Below are 19,802 nucleotides of genomic sequence, written 5' to 3'. Positions count from 1 at the left end.
TCCTCTCGGTGGGAACTGCTCTCAGTGGGAACAGATTGCAAAAGTGAAAGAACAATGGCCGAGCCAGAGAATGTCTGACTCGGCCATTGTTTCAGAGCGGGGCTCCGAGCCTGTGATTAGGCGCGGGGCTTCTCCTTGAGTTCGATCGTCTCGATCTCGTCACCGACCTGGATGTCGTTGAACTTGCCGAGGCCGATACCGGCTTCGAAGTCCGTACGCACCTCGGTGACGTCATCCTTGAAGCGACGCAGCGACTCGATGGCCAGGTTGTCGCCGACGACGATGCCGTCGCGGATGACGCGGGCCTTGGCGTTGCGCGTGATCGTTCCCGAGCGCACGATGACACCGGCGATGTTGCCGAACTTGGAGGAACGGAACACCTCGCGGATCTCGGCGACGCCCGACTGGACCTCTTCGTACTCCGGCTTGAGCATGCCCTTGAGGGAGTCCTCAATCTCATCGATCGCGTTGTAGATGACCGAGTAGAAGCGCACGTCGACGCCTTCACGAGCGGCACGCTCGCGCGCCTTCGTGTCCGGACGCACGTTGAAGCCGACGATGATCGCGTTGTCGATGGTCGCCAGGTTGACGTCCGACTCCGTGATCGCACCGACGCCGCGGTGGATGATGCGCAGCTGCACGCTGTCATCGACCTCGATCTTGAGCAGCGACTCTTCGAGGGCCTCGACGGCACCCGAAACGTCACCCTTGATGATGAGGTTGAGCGACTCGACCTTGCCCTCTTCGAGTGCACGGGTGAAGTCTTCGAGGCTGATGCGCTTGCGAGCCTTGGCCAGCTGAGCGTTGCGCTCTGCTGCTTCACGCTTCTCGGCGATCTGGCGGGCCATGCGGTCGTCATCGGTCACGATGAAGGTGTCACCTGCACGCGGAACGCTGGACAGACCCTGCACCTGGACGGGGCGCGACGGGAAGGCCTCGAGCACGGCGTCGCCGTTCTCGTCGGCCATCGCACGAACGCGACCGTACGCGGTGCCGGCGACGATGGAGTCACCGACGCGCAGCGTTCCCGACTGGATGAGCACGGTAGCGACGGCACCGCGGCCCTTGTCGAGCTTGGCCTCGATGGCCACACCGCGGGCGTCCTTGTTCGGGTTCGCACGCAGGTCGAGCCCGGCGTCCGCGGTGAGCAGCACGGCATCCAGAAGGTCCTGGATACCCGTGTTGTTGCGGGCAGACACGTCGACGAAGATGACATCTCCGCCGTACTCCTCGGCGACGAGGCCGAATTCGGTGAGCTGCTGACGGACCTTGGCCGGGTTGGCGTCGGGCTTGTCAACCTTGTTCACCGCGACGACGATCGGCACGTTGGCGGCCTGGGCGTGGTTGAGCGCCTCAATCGTCTGCGGCATGATGCCGTCATCCGCAGCGACAACGAGAATCGCGATGTCGGTGACCTGCGCACCACGGGCACGCATGGCGGTGAACGCCTCGTGACCCGGGGTGTCGATGAAGGTGATGGCGCGCTCGTGGCCCTCGTGCTCGGTCCAGACCTGGTAGGCACCGATGTGCTGGGTGATGCCACCGGCTTCACCCTCGACGACGTTCGCCTGACGGATGGCGTCGAGCAGTCGGGTCTTACCGTGGTCGACGTGACCCATGACGGTGACAACGGGCGGACGGATCTCGAGGTCCTCGTCCGTCTCGTTCTCGAGCTCCTGGTCGAGGTCCATGCCGAAGCCTTCGAGAAGCTCGCGGTCTTCCTCTTCCGGCGACACGATCTGGATCTTGAAGCCGAGCTCCTCGCCGAGCACCTGGAAGGTGGCCTCGTCGAGCGACTCCGTGGCGGTGGCCATCTCACCGAGGTGGAACAGCACCGTCACGAGCGAACCGGGGTTGGCATCGATCTTGTCGGCGAAGTCGGAGATCGACGCGCCACGACGCAGGCGCACAACCGTGCTGCCGTTGCCACGGGGAACGCTCACGCCGCCCAGCGACGGAGCCTCCCTCATCTCAAATTCTGCCCTCTTCGTCCGCTTGGACTTGCGAGCCTTGCTCTTGCCGCCACCGCGACCGAATGCACCAGCGGTACCACCGCCAGGTCCACGGCCACGACCGCCTGCACCGCCGCCTGGACGGGGCGCGAAGCCGCCGCCTGCGCCGGGAGCTCCACCGGTTCCACCGCCTGGACGCTGGAATCCGCCACCGGCCGGACGTGCTCCACCGGCGCCGCCTGGGCGCTGCTGGAATCCGGGGCGCTGGCCGAAGCCGGCCGGGCGCTGGCCCATGCCGGGACCGCCTGGACGCGGGGCGCCGGGGCGGGGAGCGGCCGGACGCGGGATGTTGCCAGGGCTTGCCGGGCGCTGGCCCATGCCCTGTGCACTCGCGAAGGGGTTGTTGCCCGGGCGCGGGTTGGCAGGACGCTGTCCCATGCCCTGGTTGGAAGCAAAGGGGTTGTTGCCCGGGCGGGGAGCCGGGGCACCTGGACGCGGGGCGCCTGGGCGCGGGATCGACGAGCCGGCCTCTGCCGGGGTCGGAGCCGGGGCTGCCGCTGCGGCATCCTTCGACTCGGCGGCGGCGGCCGGAGCAGCCTCTGCCTTCTCGGTCGTCGCCTTCTCGGCAGCGACCTTCTCGGCTGCAGCCTTGTCGGCTGCTGCCTTCTCTGCGGCAGCCTGACGCTCGGCAACGGTCAGCGGAGCGCTCGGCAGCGGAGCGGCCGGAGCCTTCTCCTGCACCGACTCCGCCGGGGCGGCCGGAGCTGCCGGGGCAGCGGGAGTCGGGGCCTTGGGGCCCGGCTTGGCCGCAGCGGCCGGCTTGGCCGCAGCGTGCGTTGCGGTTCCGACGAGGCCGGCGGCCTCGAGGGCTGCCTTCAGGCGGCGCGCGACGGGCGGCGCGATGCTTGACGACGGTCCCTTGACGTATTCGCCCATTTCTTTGAGCTTGTCAAGGGCAGCTTTTGTATCGACATTGAGTTCGGTAGCGATCTCATGTACGCGTGGATTTGCAGCCACAATTCTCCTGTTCCGGGCCTGCGCCCGGAAAGGGGCAGACCGTTAGTAACGGACGGGACTCATTTCGAGCCGCTCATTAGTTGTTACTCATTAGATGCTCACGGTGCCATTCAGCCTGTTCTCTAAGGTGATCGTGTCGAGTGCCGTTGTGACACGCAGCGCCCGCCCGAAGGCTCGACGTTGCACTGCCATGCGGTAGCACTCGATCGTCGGATGCAGCCACGCACCCCTCCCGGGCAGAGAAGCATTGTCATCGACAACAAGTTCTGATTCCCGGGCGACAACCCTCAGAAGCGAGGATTTCGGAGCGCGTGAACGGCAAGCGACGCACGTTCTAACGGGTTCCATCTTAGCACTCACTGTCTCATCGGGCCGACCGGCGGAAGGCGGCATCCCTGGGGCTGCCGCCTTCTGCATAAACAGCTGGCCCTTAGTCGTCTTCGAGAATCGAATCCGGCTGGATGTCAATCTTGGCGCCCGTCAGCTTGGCAGCCAAGCGGGCGTTCTGGCCCTCCTTGCCGATCGCCAGCGAGAGCTGGTAGTCGGGAACGAGCGCACGAACGGCCTTCGTCGCCTCATCGATCACGAACGCGCTGGTCACCTTGGCCGGTGACAGCGCGCTGGCGACGAACGTCGGCAGATCGGCCGAGTAGTCGACGATGTCGATCTTCTCGTTGTTGAGCTCTGCGGTGACGGCGCGGACGCGCTGTCCGAGCTCACCGATGCATGCGCCCTTGGCGTTGACGCCCGGCTCGGTCGCGCGCACGGCGATCTTGGTGCGGTGTCCCGCTTCGCGGGCGAGCGAGACGATCTCGACGACGCCGCTGGCGATCTCGGGAACCTCGAGCGCGAAGAGCTTGCGCACGAGGGACGGGTGGGTGCGCGAGACCGTGATCTGCGGCCCCTTCGTGCCCTTGGCGACACTGGTCACGAAGACGCGGATGCGCGAACCGTGCTTGTACTCCTCGCCGGGAACCTGCTCCTCCGGGGGGAGGATGGCCTCGATGGTGCCGAGGTCGACGTGGATCATGCGCGGGTTCGGCCCCTGCTGGATCACGCCGGCGATGATGTCGCCCTCGCGTCCACGGAACTCACCGAGCACGGCGTCGTCTGCCAGGTCGCGCAGGCGCTGGTTGATGACCTGCTTGGCGGCGAAGGCCGCGATGCGGCCGAAGTCACTTGGCACATCCTCGGCCTCGCCGATGATGTTGCCTTCGTCGTCGAGCTCCGGAACCATGACGGCGATGTGGCCGGTCTTGCGGTTCAGCTCGACGCGCACACCCTGAGGTTCGACGTGGCCGTGCGACTCGGGGTTGACGTGCTTGAGATATGCGGTCAGGATCGCCTGCTCGATAATCTGCACGAGCTCGTCGAAGGGGATTTCCTTCTCGCGTTCCATCTGACGCAGGACGCTGAGGTCGATGTCCATTTGCCGGCCTCCTCTATTCACATTCGCGCCACCGCAAAAACGTGCGGTGGCGTACCGATCTACGTTAGCCGACTCTCGCGCTGTTCGACACCACGATGGCAAATCGGATGCCGTCGTGGCGCCCCATCCGCCGAGGAAACTTCGCCTGTGCGCGCTCCGGGGGATACTGGGCAGATGGATGTAATCAGTGATTTCGTTGCGACTGCAGGCGATACCTTCTGGACCTGGATCGTTCTGCCCGTCGTAGCCGGGCTGGGCATCTACTTCACCGTTCGCAGCGGCGTCGTGCAATTCCGGCTCATTCCGGAGATGTTGCGCACCCTCACCGACAAGACCCCACGGGGCGAGGACGGCAAGCCGCAGTCCGTCTCGGCGTTCCAGGCCTTCACCATCTCCGCCGCCTCGCGCGTCGGCGTCGGCAACATCGCCGGCGTCGGAACGGCGATCGCGATCGGCGGCCCCGGTGCCGTGTTCTGGATGTGGACCATGGCCTTCATCGGCGGCGCGTCCAGCTTCGTCGAGTCGACCCTCGGCCAGCTGTACAAGGTCAAGGACGAATCGGGTTTCCGTGGCGGCCCCGCCTACTACATGCAGCACGGCCTGAAGGCCCGTTGGATGGGCGTCCTCTTCGCCGTCATCCTGATCCTCTGCTTCCCGCTTGCCTTCAGCTCACTGCAGGCCAACACCATCGCCGCCACCCTCAGCTCCAGCCTCGGCGGTGACGTTCCCGGCTGGCTCGGCTGGGCGATCGGCATCATCCTGGCCGTTCTGACCGGCTTGGTGGTGTTCGGCGGCGTGCGCCGCATCGCCTCCGTCACCCAGGCCGTCGTGCCGCTGATGGCGCTGCTCTACCTGCTGCTCGGCCTCGTGATCGTCGCCATGAACATCGAGAAGCTGCCGGAGGTCTTCGCCTCGATCTTCACCGACGCGTTCGGCTACAACGAGGTCATCGGCGCGACGATCGGCACGATCATCATGACCGGCGTCAAGCGCGGCATGTTCTCCAACGAGGCCGGCCTCGGCTCCGCCCCGAACGCCGGCGCATCCGCCGCCGTCACGCACCCGGTCAAGCAGGGTCTCGTGCAGACGCTCGGCGTCTACTTCGACACCTTCCTGATCTGCTCGATCACGGCGTTCATCATCCTGGTCTCCACCCCGGATCTCGCCGGAGCCACCCGCGGGATCGGGCTCACCCAGGATGCCATCGTCAGCAACCTCGGCTCCTGGTCGAACGTGCTGCTCAGCGTGATCATCTTCCTGCTCGCGTTCAGCTCGATCCTCGGCAACTACTACTACGGCGAATCGAACGTCGAGTTCATCACCACCAAGCGCTCCGTACTGACCGGCTACCGCGTCGTGGCTGTCGCCGTCATCCTGTTCGGCTCCGTCGCCTCGGCCGACCTCGTCTGGAACACCGCGGACGGCATCATGGGTGTCATGGCGATGGTGAACCTCATCGCGATCCTGCTGCTCTCCGGGGTCGCCTTCCGCCTGCTCAAGGACTACACGGCGCAGCGCAGGGCCGGCCACGACCCGGTCTTCACGCAGGCACGGATGCCGGATATCGGCGGCATCGAGTGCTGGGTCGACGAGCGTTCGGTCACCGGCACGGTCCCCGTGCTCCGCGACTCCGTGCACAAGGACCACCTGCACGAGGGGCGCTGACCGGGGCGACTGCTCGGCGGCGTCGCTCAGGGCTTCGGGGGCGCGCCTCCTCGTTCCTCGTCGACCCGCTCCCTCAAGCCATCGTGCGGAAACGCGCCGACGCGAGCGGCCACCGTGCAGTCCCCACGCTGGCGGGAGGACCCGTGCATTCCCCGCCCGCTCGACGACCCTGGCGGTCCCCACACTGGCTCGAGGACCCGTGCAGTCCCCACGCTGGCTTGAGGGAGCAGCCGAGGAACGAGGCCCCGCCCCCGAAGCCCTGACACACTCGGATTCCGGCGCAGTCGTTCAGCACACACAGGGGCACGCAGAAATGGCCCCACACCGTGACGGTGTGGGGCCATTTCTGCGTGTGCTGCGCGAGCTCGCTACTCGGTGATGTCGATCTCGACCATCACGTCGGCGGCGATCTTGTCGCGGACCGAGGCGAGCAGGCCGTCCGGCACCGGAGAGTCGACGGTCAGCACGCTGAGCGCCTGGCCACCTGCCTCGTGGCGGGCGATCTGCATACCGGCGATGTTGATGCCTGCGTCACCGAACTCGGCGCCGTAGACGGCGACGATTCCGGGGCGGTCGGTGTAGATCATGACGATGTGGTGCTGCGCGATCGGGATCTCGACGCCGTAGCCGTTGATCTCGACGATCTTCTCGATCTGCTTCGTTCCGGTGAGCGTGCCGGACACCGAGACCTGTGAGCCGTCGGCGAGAGCGCCGCGCAGGGTGATGACGTTGCGGTACTCGTCGGAGACGGCATCGGTGAGCTGGCGCACGGTGATGCCGCGCTGCTCGGCGAGCAGCGGCGCGTTGACGTAGGACACCGTCTCGCTCACCACATTGGTGAAGATGCCCTTGAGGGCGGCGAGCTTCAGCACGCTCACGTCGTAGGCGGCGAGCTCGCCGTGGACCTCGACGTCGACACTCGTCAGCGGGCTGGTGTGCGCGACACCCGAGAACACCTGGCCGAGCTTCTCGACGAGCGGGATGCCGGGGCGCACGTACGGGTCGATGACGCCGCCGGCGACGTTCACGGCATCCGGAACCAGCTCGCCGGCCAGGGCCAGACGCACCGACTTCGCGACCGAGACGCCGGCCTTCTCCTGCGCCTCGTCGGTTGACGCACCGAGGTGCGGCGTGACGATGACGTTCGGCAGGCTGAGCAGCGGGGAGTCGACGGGCGGCTCGGTGACGAAGACGTCGAGGCCGGCGCCGGCGATCACGCCGTCGCTGAGGGCGGTGAAGAGGGCATCCTCGTCGATCAGGCCGCCGCGGGCGACGTTGACGACGTACGCCGTCTTCTTCATCTTCGCGAACTGCTCGGTGCTGATCATGCCAACCGTCTCCGGCGTGCGCGGCATGTGGATCGAGATGAAGTCGCTCTGCGCGAGGAGTTCGTCGAGCGATACAGGGGTGACGCCGAGCTGCTGGGCCCGTGCGGAGGTGATGTAGGGGTCGTAGGCGATGACGCTGACGCCGAAGGCCTGCAGGCGGGCCGTGATGAGCGCGCCGATGCGGCCGAGGCCGATGATGCCGACGGTCTTCTCGTAGAGCTCGGTTCCGGTGTACGCGGAGCGCTTCCACTGGCCCTGGGCCAGAGCGTTGTGCGCGGCCGGGATGTGGCGGGCGAGGCTCAGGATGTGGCCGACAGTCAGCTCGGCGGCCGAGATGATGTTGGATGTCGGCGCGTTGACGACCATGACGCCTGCGGTGGTCGCCGACTTGATGTCGACGTTGTCCAGGCCGACACCGGCGCGGGCGATGACCTGCAGCTGGGGAGCGGCGGCGATGGCCTCGGCGTCGACCTGCGTCGCCGAGCGGACCAGGATGGCGTTGGCGTCAGCGAGCGCGGCGAGCAGCGCCGGGCGGTCGGTTCCGTCTACGGAGCGAACATCGAAGTCGGGCCCGAGGGCATCGACGGTGGCTGGCGACAATTCTTCGGCAATGAGCACGATCGGCTTGGGCACGATGTATCAGTTTCCTTATGTGGGTCGGATGCGAGGGGGAATCGAATGCGAATGAAACAGGGGTCGTGCGCCACGGCCATTGGGGCGCTGATACTCCCCCACTTTAGTGGAGCGTCGGCGACCGGTCTGACCGCATTACGTCCCGAGCAGGCTTGCCGGACCGAAGACCGTGTAGATATCGAGATAGAGCACAGCGGAGACCGCGAGCGCGGCCAGGTAGAGCCCGATCTGCTGCACGGGGCCGCGCCTCATCCCCAGCCAGAACGCGAGGCCGAACAGGATGATCGGCAGCAGCAGCGCACCGATCAGCACGACCCAGCCGAGCGCGGTCAGGGTGACGCCGAGGTTGTCGGCGAAGCTCAGCATGCCGAGCAGGTTGCCGAGCGCCTCCCACACGTCGTAGGCGAAGAACAGCCCGAACAGCACAGCGATGACCAGCGCCAGCCACTGCGGGGTCCGCGGGCGGGTCGTGGCCTGCTCACTCACCTCGGCGCTCATGCTCCGACCCCCACTCCGACGATGAACGGAACCGGCAGCAGCACGAGCACGCCGAGCAGAAGCCAGAACAGGCGCCAGCGCGAGCCGACCGCCGTCAGCCAGAGCGACAGCGCGAACCACAGCGCGGGCGCCAGGGCGGCGAGCCAGAGACCGAGGTCGAACATGAATCCGCCGACGATGTCGACCGAGCCGTTCGGAACGCGGCCGGCAGTGATCACCCAGCCAACGGTGTACAGCAGGTAGACGCCGCCGAGCACTCCGAGCACGATGAGGGCGACGGAGCTGGCCGCCGCGGCATCCGCAGCGGAGGCCGCGTCGTCGCTCTGGGGCTCGTCGAGCTGCGCCGCGGCACCCTCGTCGATCGGTGCGTCGCCCTGCACGCCGTCACGGACGGTGCCCGGCTCGCCGACGATCTTCCACCCGGGAGCCAGCGCGCCTTCAGCGCCGGATGCCGCTGCGCGGGCATCCAATGTCGGGTCGTCATCGCCGGCCCAGCTCAGGGCGTCATCATCGGGGTCGCGGGTCATGCCTCCAGCGTAGCCGCCAGCACGGCGGCGGCCGCCTCCGCGGCGACGCCCGCGTCGGTGCGGTCGTAGCTCTGCGCGCCTCCCCCTGGACCGCTCGGGGACGGGTCGTCGACGGTGACCTTGGCGGAGAGGTGGACAGCGTCGATCCCGGCCGCGAACAGTGCACCGATGTCGCCGACGCGCACTCCGCCGCCCGCCATGATCTGCAGCCGGTCGCCCACGTGGGCTTTCAGCGCGCGGAGCGTGTCGACGCCGTCGATGCTGCGCGCAGCACCGCCGGAGGTGAGCACGCGGGTGAGGCCGAGCTCGATCAGCGCATCGGCCGTCTCCAGCGGGGAGTCGACCGCGTCGATGGCCCGGTGGAAGGTGACCTGCATGCCGTCGGCCGCCGCCACGAGTTCGGCGGTCACGGCCCGATCGACGTCGCCGGATGCCGTCAGCGCCCCGATCACGACGCCGGCTCCGCCCGCTGCGCGCACGGCGCGGATGTCGCGCACCGTCGTGGCGACCTCATCGGTCGAGTAGACGAAGCCACCGGGCCGCGGACGCACCAGCACGTGAACGAAACTCGGCGCTGCGGCATCCAGAGCGGCCGCGACGGCCTGCTCGATGACACCGATCGACGGGGTCAGCCCGCCGACGCCGAGGGCGCCGCAGAGCTCGATCCGGTTGGCACCGACGGCCAGCGCCGTGCGCACACCCTCGAGGTCCTGGACGGCAATTTCGAGGGAGCGCGCACGGGAAGTCATGGCCATCACGCTAGCGGGTCGGCGAGCACCGCGACGGCCACGGCCTCGCCGCGGAGCGCATCGGGCACGGCCAACCGTGCGGGGACCCCAGGCGCCGCCGGGAGAACCTCGGCCGGCTGCGAGCCACCTGCGCCGAGCCAGTGCACGGTCGTTCCGGCCACAAACTCCGCGGGCAGCGCCGCCGTGCCCTGGGCGGGATCGGTCGCCTGGACGAAGAGCGTGCCGTCCTTCTGCGTGTACGACACGGCCTGTGCCGCGTCGCCGGCGCGGACCCACGGACGGGTGCCGTAGATCGCCTCGCCGTTTCCGCGCAGCCAGCTGCCCATGGCGGCCATGCTCTGCTGCTGCAGCTCGGGGATGGAGCCATCGGCGCGCGGGCCGACGTTGATCAGCAGGTTGCCGTTCTTGCTCACGACGTCGACCAGCAGGCGGATGAGCGCATCGCCGGAGAGCGTGTGCTCCGGACCCTCCGCCTGGTTGTAGCCGAAGGAGAAGCCGAGGCCGCGGGTGGACTCCCACGGCTGCTCGATGATGTCCTCCACGTGCCGGTACTCGCGCGTGATGAAGCCGTGGTACGGCACACCCCAGCGGTCGTTCACGACGCCGTGCGGGATCGTCTCGAGGTAGCGCTCGAGCAGGGCCGCGACGGCGTAGGGGTCGTGCCCCTTGCCACCGTCGGGCCAGTCGATGTCGTTCCACAGGATGTCGGGTGCGAATCGCTCGATCAGCTCGTCGAGCTGGGCCGCGCTGTAGCGGGCAAACCTGTCGTCGTTCCGGCGGAAGCGGAACAGGTCGGTGTCTGACTCGATCGGCGGGAAGTCGCTGACGTGCCAGTCGAGGGCGCCGGAGAAGTAGACGCCGAAGCGCTGGCCGGCTGCACGGGTCTCGCGGGCGATCTCGCTGATCAGGTCGCGCTTGGGTCCGCGCTTGACGGAGTTGAACGGCGTCGTGGCCGTGTCCCAGAGGCAGAAGCCCTCGTGGTGCTTGGTGGTCGGGATGACGTAGCGCGCTCCCGCGTCCACGAGCGAGCCGACGAAGGCTTGCGGGTCGAAGGCGTCCGCGTTCCAGTGGTCGGCCAGGTCTTCGTAGCTGGTGCCGGTGCCGTAGACGTCCTGGTGGCGCTCCCAGGTGGGGCTGCCCTTGATGCGGACGGTGTTGCCGTACCACTCGGCGTACTGGTGGTGCGCGTAGGCGTCCTCGGCCGGAACGTTGCGGGTTCCCGTCGGGGTTCCCCAGGCCGGGACCGAGTACAGGCCCCAGTGCACGAAGAAGCCGAGCTTGGCGTCGCGGTACCACTCCGGCACTGCGGCGTTCGGGTAGACGGGGCCGTTCTCGCCGAAGTCCGGCCCGACACGGGTCTCGAAGTTGAGCATCAGAGGTCCTCGATTCCTTCTGCGGTGCGACGGGTGACGATGGCGCGGAGGGCGGGCGTGCCGCTCCGATCAAACGGGAAGACGCCAGGTGCAAGGTGCGAGTGGCCGAGACGGAGCAGATCCTGGTCGACGCCGCCTGGGGTGAGGGCCAGCTTCCACCGCTCGCCCTCGACCGCGCCCGTGGTGAGTGCGTAGAGCTCTGGCTCGAGGTAACCGATCTTGACGAACACGATGTCGCACGCGCGCGGGTCGATGCCGAGCTGGGTGAAGTCGCCGATGTGGTGGAAGGGCTTCCGGCGTTCGGTGATGATCGCGTGCACTCCCCCGGACTTCACGACGACCTGGGTGCCGGCATCCGCGTCACCGTCGGTGATCGAGAGCACCTCTCCCGTGATCGCGACCGGCCCGGACGGGCCGGCGTCGACGCGCCCGCCGACCTCGAGCGACACCGTGGCGCCGACGCCGGCGGCGACCGCCTGGGCGACGGCGGCGGCGTCGAAGATCGAGGCGTGCACGACAGACACCGAGCCGTCGGCGAACTCGGGGCGCTCGAGCAGCTGGCCGAGCGTCCACGACACATCGCCTGCGCCGCCGGCTGTCGGGTTGTCGCCGGAGTCGCTGATCACGTAGGGGCGGGCATCGGATGTCGCGTTGGCGGCCAGCGCGGCGTCGATCGACTCGGCCAGCGGCAGCGCGTCGGCGACGAAGGCGAAGTCATCGCGCGCGTCCCAGTACAGGCGGCCGAGACGCTCGGTCTCCTCGCGGATCGCCTCGACGTCGTCACCGATGGTCACGACGACGGCCTGGCAGCGAGGCTCATCTGCCCAGGCGTATCCGACCCAGATCGAGGAGTCGATGACGCCGTCGCGCGCCTCGGCGACCGGCACCTCGGCGTAGATGGTGCGCGCGGGTTCGATCCGGGTGCTCGTCTTCTCGCCCGGCAGCAGAACGGGAACGGGCAGCCACGCCTTGTACGGGCGGCGGGCATCGACGTCGGAGCCGACGTCGGAGCGCAGGCGCTCGAGCAGATTGTGCACGGCGCGCTGCTTGGTGTTCCAGTGGTCCTCGTGCGGCGCCATGCGGTAGCAGGTGATGAGGTCGCTGACGTCGAGCAGGGTGCGCGAGACGTTGCCGTGCAGGTCCATCGAGGTCGAGACGAGTACATCGGGGCCGAGGGCGTCGCGCACGGCGGTGCCGAGGTCGCCTTCCGCGTCGACCAGTCCGACGACGCTCATGGCGCCGTGGATGTCGAAGTAGAAGGCGTCGAACGGACCCTGGCCACGGATGCCGTCGAGGATCTCGGCCTTCAGCCGCTCATAGGTCTCGCGGGCGACGGCACCGCCGGGCAGCGATCGGGCCTGCAGCAGTGGCACCCAGTCGGCCGCCTCGCGCAGCTCGGAGCCCTCCTCCATGAAGGGGTAGTAGCCGATGAGCACGTCTCCGCGCCGCTCGGTGAACGCCTCGTCGCCGCTGATGTGCGGAGAGAAGGTGCTCGACTCGATCGAGATTCCGCCGATGCCGATGCGGGGGCGGACGAGCCCGCCCTCGGCGACGGGCGAGAGGGGCCCGGTCCAGATGTCGGATGCTTCGGTCACAGTGCGTTCCTTACGAGGTCGTTCACGTTCATGGTGTTCGCGGTCGCGCCGCGATCGAGCAGGCGCCAGGCCAGCGCGGCGGCGCCGAGGGCGACCGAATGGCCGCCAAGCGCGCTCGGCACGACGACGAGCGGGTAGCCGGAGACCGGCTGGTTGTCGAGCAGCGTCGCGTTGAGGGCCGGTTCGAGCAGATCCCAGGCCCCGCGCACACCACCGCCGATGACGACATCCTGGACATCGAGGAGGTTGACGGCCGTCGCGATGGCCATGCCGATCGCCTCGCCCGCCGCGTCGAACGTGGCGATCGCGGCCGGGTCGCCCGCCCGGGCCTTCTCGGCAACGAACAACGCGGAGTCGGTGACGATGCCGCCGTTCCGTTCGCTGTAGCGCGCGCCGATCGAGCGACCGGATGCCAACGTCTCCAGGTGGCCGCGCTGGCCGCAGGTGCAGACGATCTCGCTGTAGCCAGGGGTGTGACCGATCTCGCCTGCCGCGCCGCGCGGGCCGACGAAGACGTCGCCGCCCATGGCGATGGCGCCACCGACTCCGGTGCCGAGCATGATCCCGATGGCGTCACTGCTGCCCGCGACCGCGCCGTAGCTCATCTCCCCGTGCAGGAAGGCGTTCACGTCGTTGTCGACGGCGACGCCGATGCCGAGTCTGGCGCCGAGGTCGACGGCCAAGGGGAAGCCGACCCAGTCGGTGAAGGATTCCGATGCGGCGGTGATGGTGCCCGTTTCCGGGTCGATGACCCCGGCCGCTCCGACGCCGGCGGCCGCGACGACGGTCCCGGTTTCCGCTTCAAGCGCGCGCACCAGCCCGGCGGCGGCTGCGCTCATCGCGTCGCCGCCCTCGCTGGCCGGCGCCCGCACCGTGCCGCTTGCGAGCACCGTGCCGAGCCGGTCGACGAGGAGTGCCGAGATCTTGGTGCCGCCGATGTCAATTCCGGCGACGATCAGAGTGTCGACGGAGCCCACGCTAGCGACCGCCCAGACCGGCCATCGAGATGCCCTTCACGAGGTGCTTCTGCAGGGCGATGACGAGGATCGTCGTCGGGATCATCGAGATGATCGCGGCCGCCATCTGCAGGTCCCAACGGGTTCCGGTGATGCCGGAGAACGTCGCGAGACCGATCGGCAGCGTTCCGTGCGCCGCGTAGTCGACGGTCACGATCAACGGCCAGAGGTAGCTGTTCCAGAAGGAGAGGAAGGTGAACACCGCGAGAACCGCCACGGCCGACTTCGAGAGCGGCAGCACGATCTGCAGGAAGGAGCGCACGGGCCCGGCGCCGTCGACGCGGGCCGCCTCCTCCAGCTCGAATGGGATGCCGCGGAAGAACTGCCGCATCAGGAAGGTGCCGAACGCGGTGAACGCGAACGGGAAGATGAGCGCCTGGTAGGTGTCGACCCAGCCGAACCACTGCATGACGGTGAACATCGGGATGACGAGCACCTCGGCCGGCACCATCAGCGTGGCAAGGAACAGCACGAAGACGGCATCCCGGCCCTTCCAGCGCAGACGACCGAAGGCGTAACCGGCCATCGTCGACACGGCCAGAACGACGAGCGTTCCGGCGATCGAGACGAAGAAGGAGTTGCCGATGTAGGTGAGGAACGGCCCGTACGTGAAGACGTCGGCGAAGTTGCTCCAGCGGATCTCCGAGCCGACCAGTGTCGGCGGCATCGCGAAGATCTCCTGGTTCGGCTTGAGGGCCGAGAAGAACGCGTAGATCAGCGGGGAGATGAAGATGAGCGCGGCGATGTAGACGAAGATGTGGCCGAAGACGAGCCGAACACGCTCGCCCCTGGTCATCGGGGCGCTGCCTGAGATGCGCTCCTTCTCGCGCTTCGCGCGTCGGCGGGGTGCCGGCGGCGTGCTGGCGGTGTCGAGCTCGGCGAGTGCGCCGGGGCCCATGGTCATGCTGCTAGTGCTCATAGTGCACCCACTTCTTCTGCACGCTGAACTGTGCGGCGGTGATCGCGATGATGACGGCAAAGAGGATCCAGGCGGCAGCCGCGGCGAGGCCGAGCTCTTGGAACTTGAAGCCCTGGTTGTAGATGAACTGCACGATCGGCTGCGTGGAGTTGCCCGGCCCGCCGCCCGTGAGCAGCTGCGGCTGGGCGAAGACCTGCATCGAGGTGATCATCGTCATGACGCTGGCGAAGAAGATCGACGGCGACACCAACGGCACCGTGATGCTCCAGATCATGCGCAGTCCCTGCGCGCCGTCGATGCGCGCGGCCTCGACGGTGGATTCCGGGAGCTGCTCGAGAGCGGCGGAGAAGATCAGCATGTTGTAGCCGAGGCCGGCCCAGACCGACATCAGCACGACCATGATCATGGCCCACTGCGGGTCGGCGAGGAAGTTCGGCAGCTCGATTCCGAACCAGCTCTGGGAGATGCCGTTGATGAGGCCCTGCGGCTGCAGCATCATCTTCCAGACCAGCACGTTGGCCACCATCGGCGTCACGACCGGGATGAAGAAGAGCACGCGGAGCGCGCCGCGACCGCGGATGCGGGAGTGCAGGGAGAGTGCAAGCAGGAACGACAGTGCGACGCTGATGGGCACGTACAGGATGGCGAACACGAAGGTGTTCCGCAGTGCCGGCCAGAAGTCAGGGCTGTCGGTGAAGAGCTTGATGTAGTTGTCGAAACCGACAAACGTCTTCTCACCGAAGGTGGGCCAGTTGAAGAAGCCCATCACGATGGAGAGGACGACGGGGACGATGGTGAACAGGGCGAGGCCCGCCAGGGCCGGGCTTACAAAGCCCAGCGCCTGACGGGATTCGCTCCTGGCAAGAGCCCCTCGACGAGGTGTACGGGTACCGATCGACATGTCGAGAGGTCTCCTCGCTTTCGTTATGGATTGATTACTTGCCGAACTGCGACTGCGCGGTCTCGAGCACGTTCGCCATGCTCTCCTGACCGTTGTAGACGCTGACGAGCTGCGGCTGGACGAAGGTGTCGACCTTCGACCAGTTGTCGCTGACGTACTGTCCCTGCACGTTCGAGAACGCGGCGGTGAACGCCTCTTCGACCTGCTCGCGGTACTCCGGTGCGAGCGACTCGAAGTAGAGCGGCTGCGAGGAGAGACGGGCCGGGTAGCTGCGGCCGGAGGAGGCGATGTAGTCCTGCGAGTCAACGCTGAGCAGCGAGCCGAGAACCTTCAGCGCGCCTTCCTTGTTCTCGCAGTCCTGCGCGATGCCGAAGCCCGAGCCGAGGATCAGGCCGAGCGAGCCCTCGGGGCCGGCGGGCAGCGGAGCCATGCCGGCTTCGAAGCCCGGGTCGTTGTCGAGGTAGCCGACGGCGTTCCAGGTGCCGTCAACGGCCATGGCCGCCATGCCGCTGGAGTACTGGTTCTCGCCCCAGCCGGTGTCGGATGCCGAAGCAACAGGCAGCGCGACGTTCTGCTCGGTGACGAGCTCGCCGTACCAGGTGGCGGCGTCAACGAAGGCTGGGTTGGTGAGGTCGAGCGTGCCGTCCTGCTTGACCGGCTGGACGCCGGCCTTGGCGATCGGGAGTGCCTGCCACTGGAAGCCGCCCATGCCGATGCCGAAGCCGGCGTGCTCAGGGGTGGTTGCGGCCTTGGCGGTGGCCTCGAAGTCGTCGAAGTCCCAGCCGACGGCGGGAACCGGTGCGCCGGTCTCGGCGAGCATGTCGGCGTTGTAGTAGGTGAGCATGGTGGCCATGTCGAACGGCACGCCGTAGAGGTCGCCCTTGTTGCTCAGGATGTCGAAGGCGCCAGGTGCGAACTCGTCGGCAACGATGCCGGCGGTCTTGAGGTCTGCCTCGGTCAGCTGGGCGAAGCCTGCGGTGTAGCTGGAGAGCATTCCGCTGTTCATGCCGGTGACGCAGGCCATGTTGCCTGACGCCATGTTCGTGGTCAGCTTCGTGAAGAAGTCACCCCACGGTGCGGTGCGCAGCTCGATCTTGAGGTCGGGGTTCTGCTCCTGAGCGATGGCGACCTGTGCCTCGAGTGCGGCGGTGTCGTCTTCGCTGCCGGCCCACATGTCCACGACGATCGTGTCGGAACCGCCGGAAGCGGCATCACCGGTGCTGCAGCCGGACAGGACCAGGGCTGCCGAAGCGGCGACGGCCGCTGCGATGTACATCTTCTTCATTGAAAATTGCCTCCTCAGGCACGAATCACCACGTGATCCGCTTCAGTGTGACTACGCACGAGCGAGCGCAAGCCTCGTTCGGTGCAAGGGGGAGTCTGAAAGTTAATTCGAGCTTCGAAACAACTTTCTTAACTTACTGCTGAAAGTTGATACTGTCAGATCGACCCCAAAAGCGTCAACTTTCATCGGATGTTTGTTTGTTACGTTTGAGTTACGGGCCAAAACGCCCCACCGCTGCACTCGCCCCACTAGTCTCGACTTACTTCGAGAACGAGAGAACTATGTCACTGACGACCCACCGCGCCGCCTCGACAGGTACCGAGCAGCAGGCCAAACTCATCGTGGAGCTCATCGCGCACGGCGAAGCCGCATCGAGAAGCGAAATCTCGCGGATTCTCGGGCTTGCGCCGTCGACCGTCTCGCTCCGTGTCGCCGAGCTCGAACGCCGCGGAGTGCTCGTGGAAGAGGGCGTCGGCGAGTCGAGCGGCGGCAGACGCCCCCGCATCCTTCGCCTGCGCGGCGGTGACGACTACGCGCTCGTCGCCGATCTCGGCGGCCGGCACGCTCGAATTGGTCGGGTGTCTTTCACGGGCGAGCTGCTCGAGACCCGCACCGTGCCCGTGCGCATCAACGACGGTCCAGAGGCGACGCTGGAGCTCGTGGCCGCGGCCCTGCGCGAACTCGGCACGGACTCCGACGCACAGCCGGGGCGCGTCCGCGGAGTCGGCATGGCGCTTCCTGGTCCGGTTGACAACACGATCGGCGGCGTCGAGCTGCCGTCGCGGATGCCGGGCTGGCAGAGCTTCGCCGTGCGCGACTGGCTCGAGAGCCACTTCGAGGTGCCTGCTGTCGTCGACAACGACGCCAACCTGATGGCGCTCGGTGAGCACTACGCCCAGCTCGGACCGGAGGCGCACAGCATCACTGTGAAGGCCGGCACCGCGATCGGCAGTGGAATCATCGTGAGCGGCGCCCTGCACCGCGGCGCGACCGGCGCGGCCGGCGACGTCACCCACACGCGGATCTCCGCCGCGGCATCCGAGCCGTGTTCCTGCGGGAACATCGGCTGCCTGGAGACGATCGCCAGCGGCGCCGGCATCGTGCGCCAGCTGCGCGGACGCGGCGTCGACGTGTCGACGACGGCCGAGGTCGTCGCGCTCGCGCGCGACGCAGACCCTCAGGCGACGACGCTGGTCCGCACGGCAGGCACCTACCTCGGCGAGGTGCTCAGCAGCGTCGTCAACTTCTTCAATCCAGACGCGCTCTTCCTCACCGGGGGCATGGCCTCCTGCGAGCCGTTCATCGCCGCCGTGCGCAGCCGGGTCTACGAGGGCTGCCACCCGCTCGTCACCCAGAGGCTCCGCATCGAGTCGGCCAGCACTGGGCCGGATGCCGGCCTCTACGGCGCCGCGCACCTGGTGCGCGAGAAGATCTCGGTGCTCGAGCGCTAATCCCCCGTCGGCACCCGCTCATGCCCGCCGCTGGTTGAGCTTGTCGAAACCGCCAGAGCGGATTTCGACAAGCTCAATCAGCGGAGAGGGCCAGAGGGCTAGTGCAGCAGCAGCTCGATCACGGGCATCGCGACATCCGGACGGCGAACGGGCAGCGCGAGCGTCAGCGTCCCGGCCTGCTGGCCGGCCGGCTGCAGAACGAGAGCCTGCTGCTCCGGGTCGGAGACTGACATCTTGATCCACGAGCCGTCGTGCAGGAAGCGGGCATAGCGCACGCGACCGGCGAGATTCGGCAGGTGCACGAATCCCATCGGCCAGCTGAAGAGGTGCAGGTAGAGCCTGTCGTCGCGCAGCGTGTAGACGCCCTCCCTGGGCGGAGTGTGCGGCGCGTGGCCGGCTCCCGTGATCGCGCGGCCGTGTAGCCGCATCCACTCACCGATCTCGGCCAGCAGCCTGGCATCGCGCGGGTCGACCGCTCCCCTGCCGTTCGGGCCGATGTTGAGCAGCATCTTGCCACCCATCGACACGGAGTCGGCGAGCATCCGGATCAACAGATCTGCGCTCTTGTGATTGTCGTTGTCGCGGTCGTAGCCCCAGGAGCCGTTCGTCGTCTGGCACGCCTCCCACACCACGGGCTCGCCGTCCTGCATGAGCGGCTCGGTCGGCTGGTACTGCTCCGGGGTGACGAAGTCGCCCGGAATCCCGAGTCGGTCGTTCACGGTGACGCCTGGCTGGAGCTCCCGGCAGAGCGCGAGCAAGCCTGCGGCATCCCAGTCCTCGGCCGACTTGCCGACCCAGCCCTGCTTCGTCTCCGGGTAGGTGAAGTCGAAGAACAGGTAGTCGATCTGGCCGTAGCCGGTGAGCAGCTCGCGCATCTGCGCGTGCAGGAAGGCGCGATAGCGCGCCATGTCTCGGCCGGCATTCAGTTCGGTCGCGTTCGCGTCGTCACGGCGAGGGTGGTTCCAGTCCACGGTGAAATCGGGGTGGTGCCAGTCGAGCAGCGAGTGGTAGAACCCGACACGCAGCCCCTCCGCCCGCATCGCGGTCACGAACTCGGCCACGAGGTCACGCCCGCAGGCGCGGACGGAGTTGAAGTCGCTCTGGGCCGTGTTCCACAGCGCGAAGCCGTCGTGGTGCTTGGTCGTCAGCACGACGTACTCCATGCCGGCGTTCTTCGCGGCGCGCGCGATCTCGGCGGCATTGAAGAGGTCGGGCTCGAAGTTCTCGAAGTACTGCGCGTAGTCCGCGTCGCTCAGCCGTTCGTTGGTCTGTACCCACTCGTGCCTGGCGGCACCACTGTAGATGCCGAAGTGGACGAACATACCGAATCGGCCGGTCGTGAACCAGTTCGTGCCGGACTCTCCGGGGGTGGGGGCTGCTGAGGTGGGCACGGCGCTGGGCTCCTGACGTATCGAGAATGTGGTCGACCCAGCCTAGCGTTAGACATCGGATGTCTGCACGCCG

16 protein-coding genes are annotated in these 19,802 nt (G+C 67.4%); 2 read left to right on the top strand and 14 right to left on the bottom strand.

Translation table 11 applies throughout. From position 1 onward, the window contains the following. Positions 1-116 precede the first annotated feature (116 nt). From infB to nusA, 3 genes are all read right to left on the bottom strand, one after another. Positions 117-2,969 (bottom strand): translation initiation factor IF-2, encoded by a 2,853-nt coding sequence (infB, locus tag EV379_RS04695; protein ID WP_130505115.1) that lies wholly within the window; start codon positions 2,967-2,969, stop codon positions 117-119. Positions 2,970-3,059: 90 nt separating this feature from the next. Further along, a complete protein-coding gene (locus tag EV379_RS04690) occupies positions 3,060-3,317 on the bottom strand; it encodes a YlxR family protein (protein WP_082491918.1) in 258 nt (85 codons plus the stop codon). 82 nt (positions 3,318-3,399) lie between these two features. Then, positions 3,400-4,398 (bottom strand): transcription termination factor NusA, encoded by a 999-nt coding sequence (gene nusA, locus EV379_RS04685; protein WP_130505114.1) that lies wholly within the window; start codon positions 4,396-4,398, stop codon positions 3,400-3,402. A 174-nt stretch (positions 4,399-4,572) separates the two neighbouring features. Between nusA and EV379_RS04680 the strand changes: the two genes are divergently transcribed. Beyond that, positions 4,573-6,063, top strand: coding sequence for an alanine/glycine:cation symporter family protein (locus tag EV379_RS04680; protein ID WP_130505113.1), 1,491 nt, complete (start codon positions 4,573-4,575; stop codon positions 6,061-6,063). A gap of 368 nt (positions 6,064-6,431) precedes the next feature. On the opposite strand, the gene serA is transcribed toward EV379_RS04680, so the two are convergent. The 10 genes from serA to EV379_RS04630 all read right to left on the bottom strand — a co-directional run bounded on the left by serA (position 6,432) and on the right by EV379_RS04630 (position 16,887). Beyond that, positions 6,432-8,024 (bottom strand): phosphoglycerate dehydrogenase, encoded by a 1,593-nt coding sequence (serA, locus tag EV379_RS04675; protein WP_130505112.1) that lies wholly within the window; start codon positions 8,022-8,024, stop codon positions 6,432-6,434. A 135-nt stretch (positions 8,025-8,159) separates the two neighbouring features. Then, entirely contained in the window at positions 8,160-8,522 is a 363-nt protein-coding gene (locus tag EV379_RS04670; protein ID WP_130505111.1) for a bacitracin resistance protein, read from the bottom strand. After that, positions 8,519-9,049, bottom strand: coding sequence for a DNA polymerase III subunit gamma/tau (locus tag EV379_RS04665; protein WP_130505110.1), 531 nt, complete (start codon positions 9,047-9,049; stop codon positions 8,519-8,521). Before EV379_RS04665 ends, EV379_RS04670 begins: the two co-directional genes overlap by 4 nt. Next, positions 9,046-9,798 carry a copper homeostasis protein CutC gene (locus tag EV379_RS04660; RefSeq protein WP_130505109.1) on the bottom strand — a complete coding sequence of 251 codons (753 nt, stop codon included), beginning with the start codon at positions 9,796-9,798 and terminating at the stop codon, positions 9,046-9,048. Before EV379_RS04660 ends, EV379_RS04665 begins: the two co-directional genes overlap by 4 nt. Positions 9,799-9,803: 5 nt before the next feature. Continuing rightward, positions 9,804-11,171 carry an alpha-L-fucosidase gene (locus EV379_RS04655; protein WP_130505108.1) on the bottom strand — a complete coding sequence of 456 codons (1,368 nt, stop codon included), beginning with the start codon at positions 11,169-11,171 and terminating at the stop codon, positions 9,804-9,806. Continuing rightward, a complete protein-coding gene (locus EV379_RS04650) occupies positions 11,171-12,748 on the bottom strand; it encodes a M81 family metallopeptidase (RefSeq protein WP_341273544.1) in 1,578 nt (525 codons plus the stop codon). Before EV379_RS04650 ends, EV379_RS04655 begins: the two co-directional genes overlap by 1 nt. Positions 12,749-12,762: 14 nt before the next feature. After that, complete coding sequence (locus EV379_RS04645; protein WP_130505106.1) at positions 12,763-13,743, bottom strand: ROK family protein; 981 nt, start codon at positions 13,741-13,743, stop codon at positions 12,763-12,765. 1 nt (position 13,744) lies between these two features. Further along, positions 13,745-14,701 carry a carbohydrate ABC transporter permease gene (locus tag EV379_RS04640; RefSeq protein WP_242616236.1) on the bottom strand — a complete coding sequence of 319 codons (957 nt, stop codon included), beginning with the start codon at positions 14,699-14,701 and terminating at the stop codon, positions 13,745-13,747. Then, positions 14,691-15,602 (bottom strand): carbohydrate ABC transporter permease, encoded by a 912-nt coding sequence (locus EV379_RS04635; protein ID WP_130505105.1) that lies wholly within the window; start codon positions 15,600-15,602, stop codon positions 14,691-14,693. Before EV379_RS04635 ends, EV379_RS04640 begins: the two co-directional genes overlap by 11 nt. A gap of 34 nt (positions 15,603-15,636) precedes the next feature. After that, positions 15,637-16,887: an ABC transporter substrate-binding protein gene (locus EV379_RS04630; protein ID WP_242616235.1), complete on the bottom strand. Its 1,251-nt coding sequence runs from the start codon at positions 16,885-16,887 to the stop codon at positions 15,637-15,639. Between the two features lie 281 nt (positions 16,888-17,168). Between EV379_RS04630 and EV379_RS04625 the strand changes: the two genes are divergently transcribed. Further along, positions 17,169-18,338, top strand: coding sequence for an ROK family transcriptional regulator (locus EV379_RS04625; protein WP_130505104.1), 1,170 nt, complete (start codon positions 17,169-17,171; stop codon positions 18,336-18,338). Between the two features lie 98 nt (positions 18,339-18,436). Here the strand turns inward: EV379_RS04625 and EV379_RS04620 are convergent, their stop codons facing one another. Next, positions 18,437-19,729, bottom strand: coding sequence for an alpha-L-fucosidase (locus EV379_RS04620; RefSeq protein ID WP_278044020.1), 1,293 nt, complete (start codon positions 19,727-19,729; stop codon positions 18,437-18,439). Positions 19,730-19,802: the final 73 nt, after the last annotated feature.

It is taken from the genome of Microterricola gilva, assembly GCF_004217495.1.
Lineage (GTDB): Bacteria > Actinomycetota > Actinomycetes > Actinomycetales > Microbacteriaceae > Microterricola > Microterricola gilva.
This window is presented reverse-complemented; position numbering and strand designations above follow the sequence as displayed.

Excerpts from the sequence above, each read along its gene's own strand:
- EV379_RS04690 (WP_082491918.1), bottom strand. The coding sequence starts at position 3,317 with ATGGAACCCGTTAGAACGTGCGTCGCTTGCCGTTCACGCGCTCCGAAA.
- nusA (WP_130505114.1), bottom strand. The coding sequence starts at position 4,398 with ATGGACATCGACCTCAGCGTCCTGCGTCAGATGGAACGCGAGAAGGAA.
- EV379_RS04680 (WP_130505113.1), top strand. The coding sequence starts at position 4,573 with ATGGATGTAATCAGTGATTTCGTTGCGACTGCAGGCGATACCTTCTGG.
- EV379_RS04670 (WP_130505111.1), bottom strand. The coding sequence starts at position 8,522 with ATGAGCGCCGAGGTGAGTGAGCAGGCCACGACCCGCCCGCGGACCCCG.
- EV379_RS04665 (WP_130505110.1), bottom strand. The coding sequence starts at position 9,049 with ATGACCCGCGACCCCGATGATGACGCCCTGAGCTGGGCCGGCGATGAC.
- EV379_RS04660 (WP_130505109.1), bottom strand. The coding sequence starts at position 9,798 with ATGACTTCCCGTGCGCGCTCCCTCGAAATTGCCGTCCAGGACCTCGAG.
- EV379_RS04655 (WP_130505108.1), bottom strand. The coding sequence starts at position 11,171 with ATGCTCAACTTCGAGACCCGTGTCGGGCCGGACTTCGGCGAGAACGGC.
- EV379_RS04640 (WP_242616236.1), bottom strand. The coding sequence starts at position 14,701 with ATGAGCACTAGCAGCATGACCATGGGCCCCGGCGCACTCGCCGAGCTC.
- EV379_RS04635 (WP_130505105.1), bottom strand. The coding sequence starts at position 15,602 with ATGTCGATCGGTACCCGTACACCTCGTCGAGGGGCTCTTGCCAGGAGC.
- EV379_RS04630 (WP_242616235.1), bottom strand. The coding sequence starts at position 16,887 with ATGAAGAAGATGTACATCGCAGCGGCCGTCGCCGCTTCGGCAGCCCTG.
- EV379_RS04625 (WP_130505104.1), top strand. The coding sequence starts at position 17,169 with ATGTCACTGACGACCCACCGCGCCGCCTCGACAGGTACCGAGCAGCAG.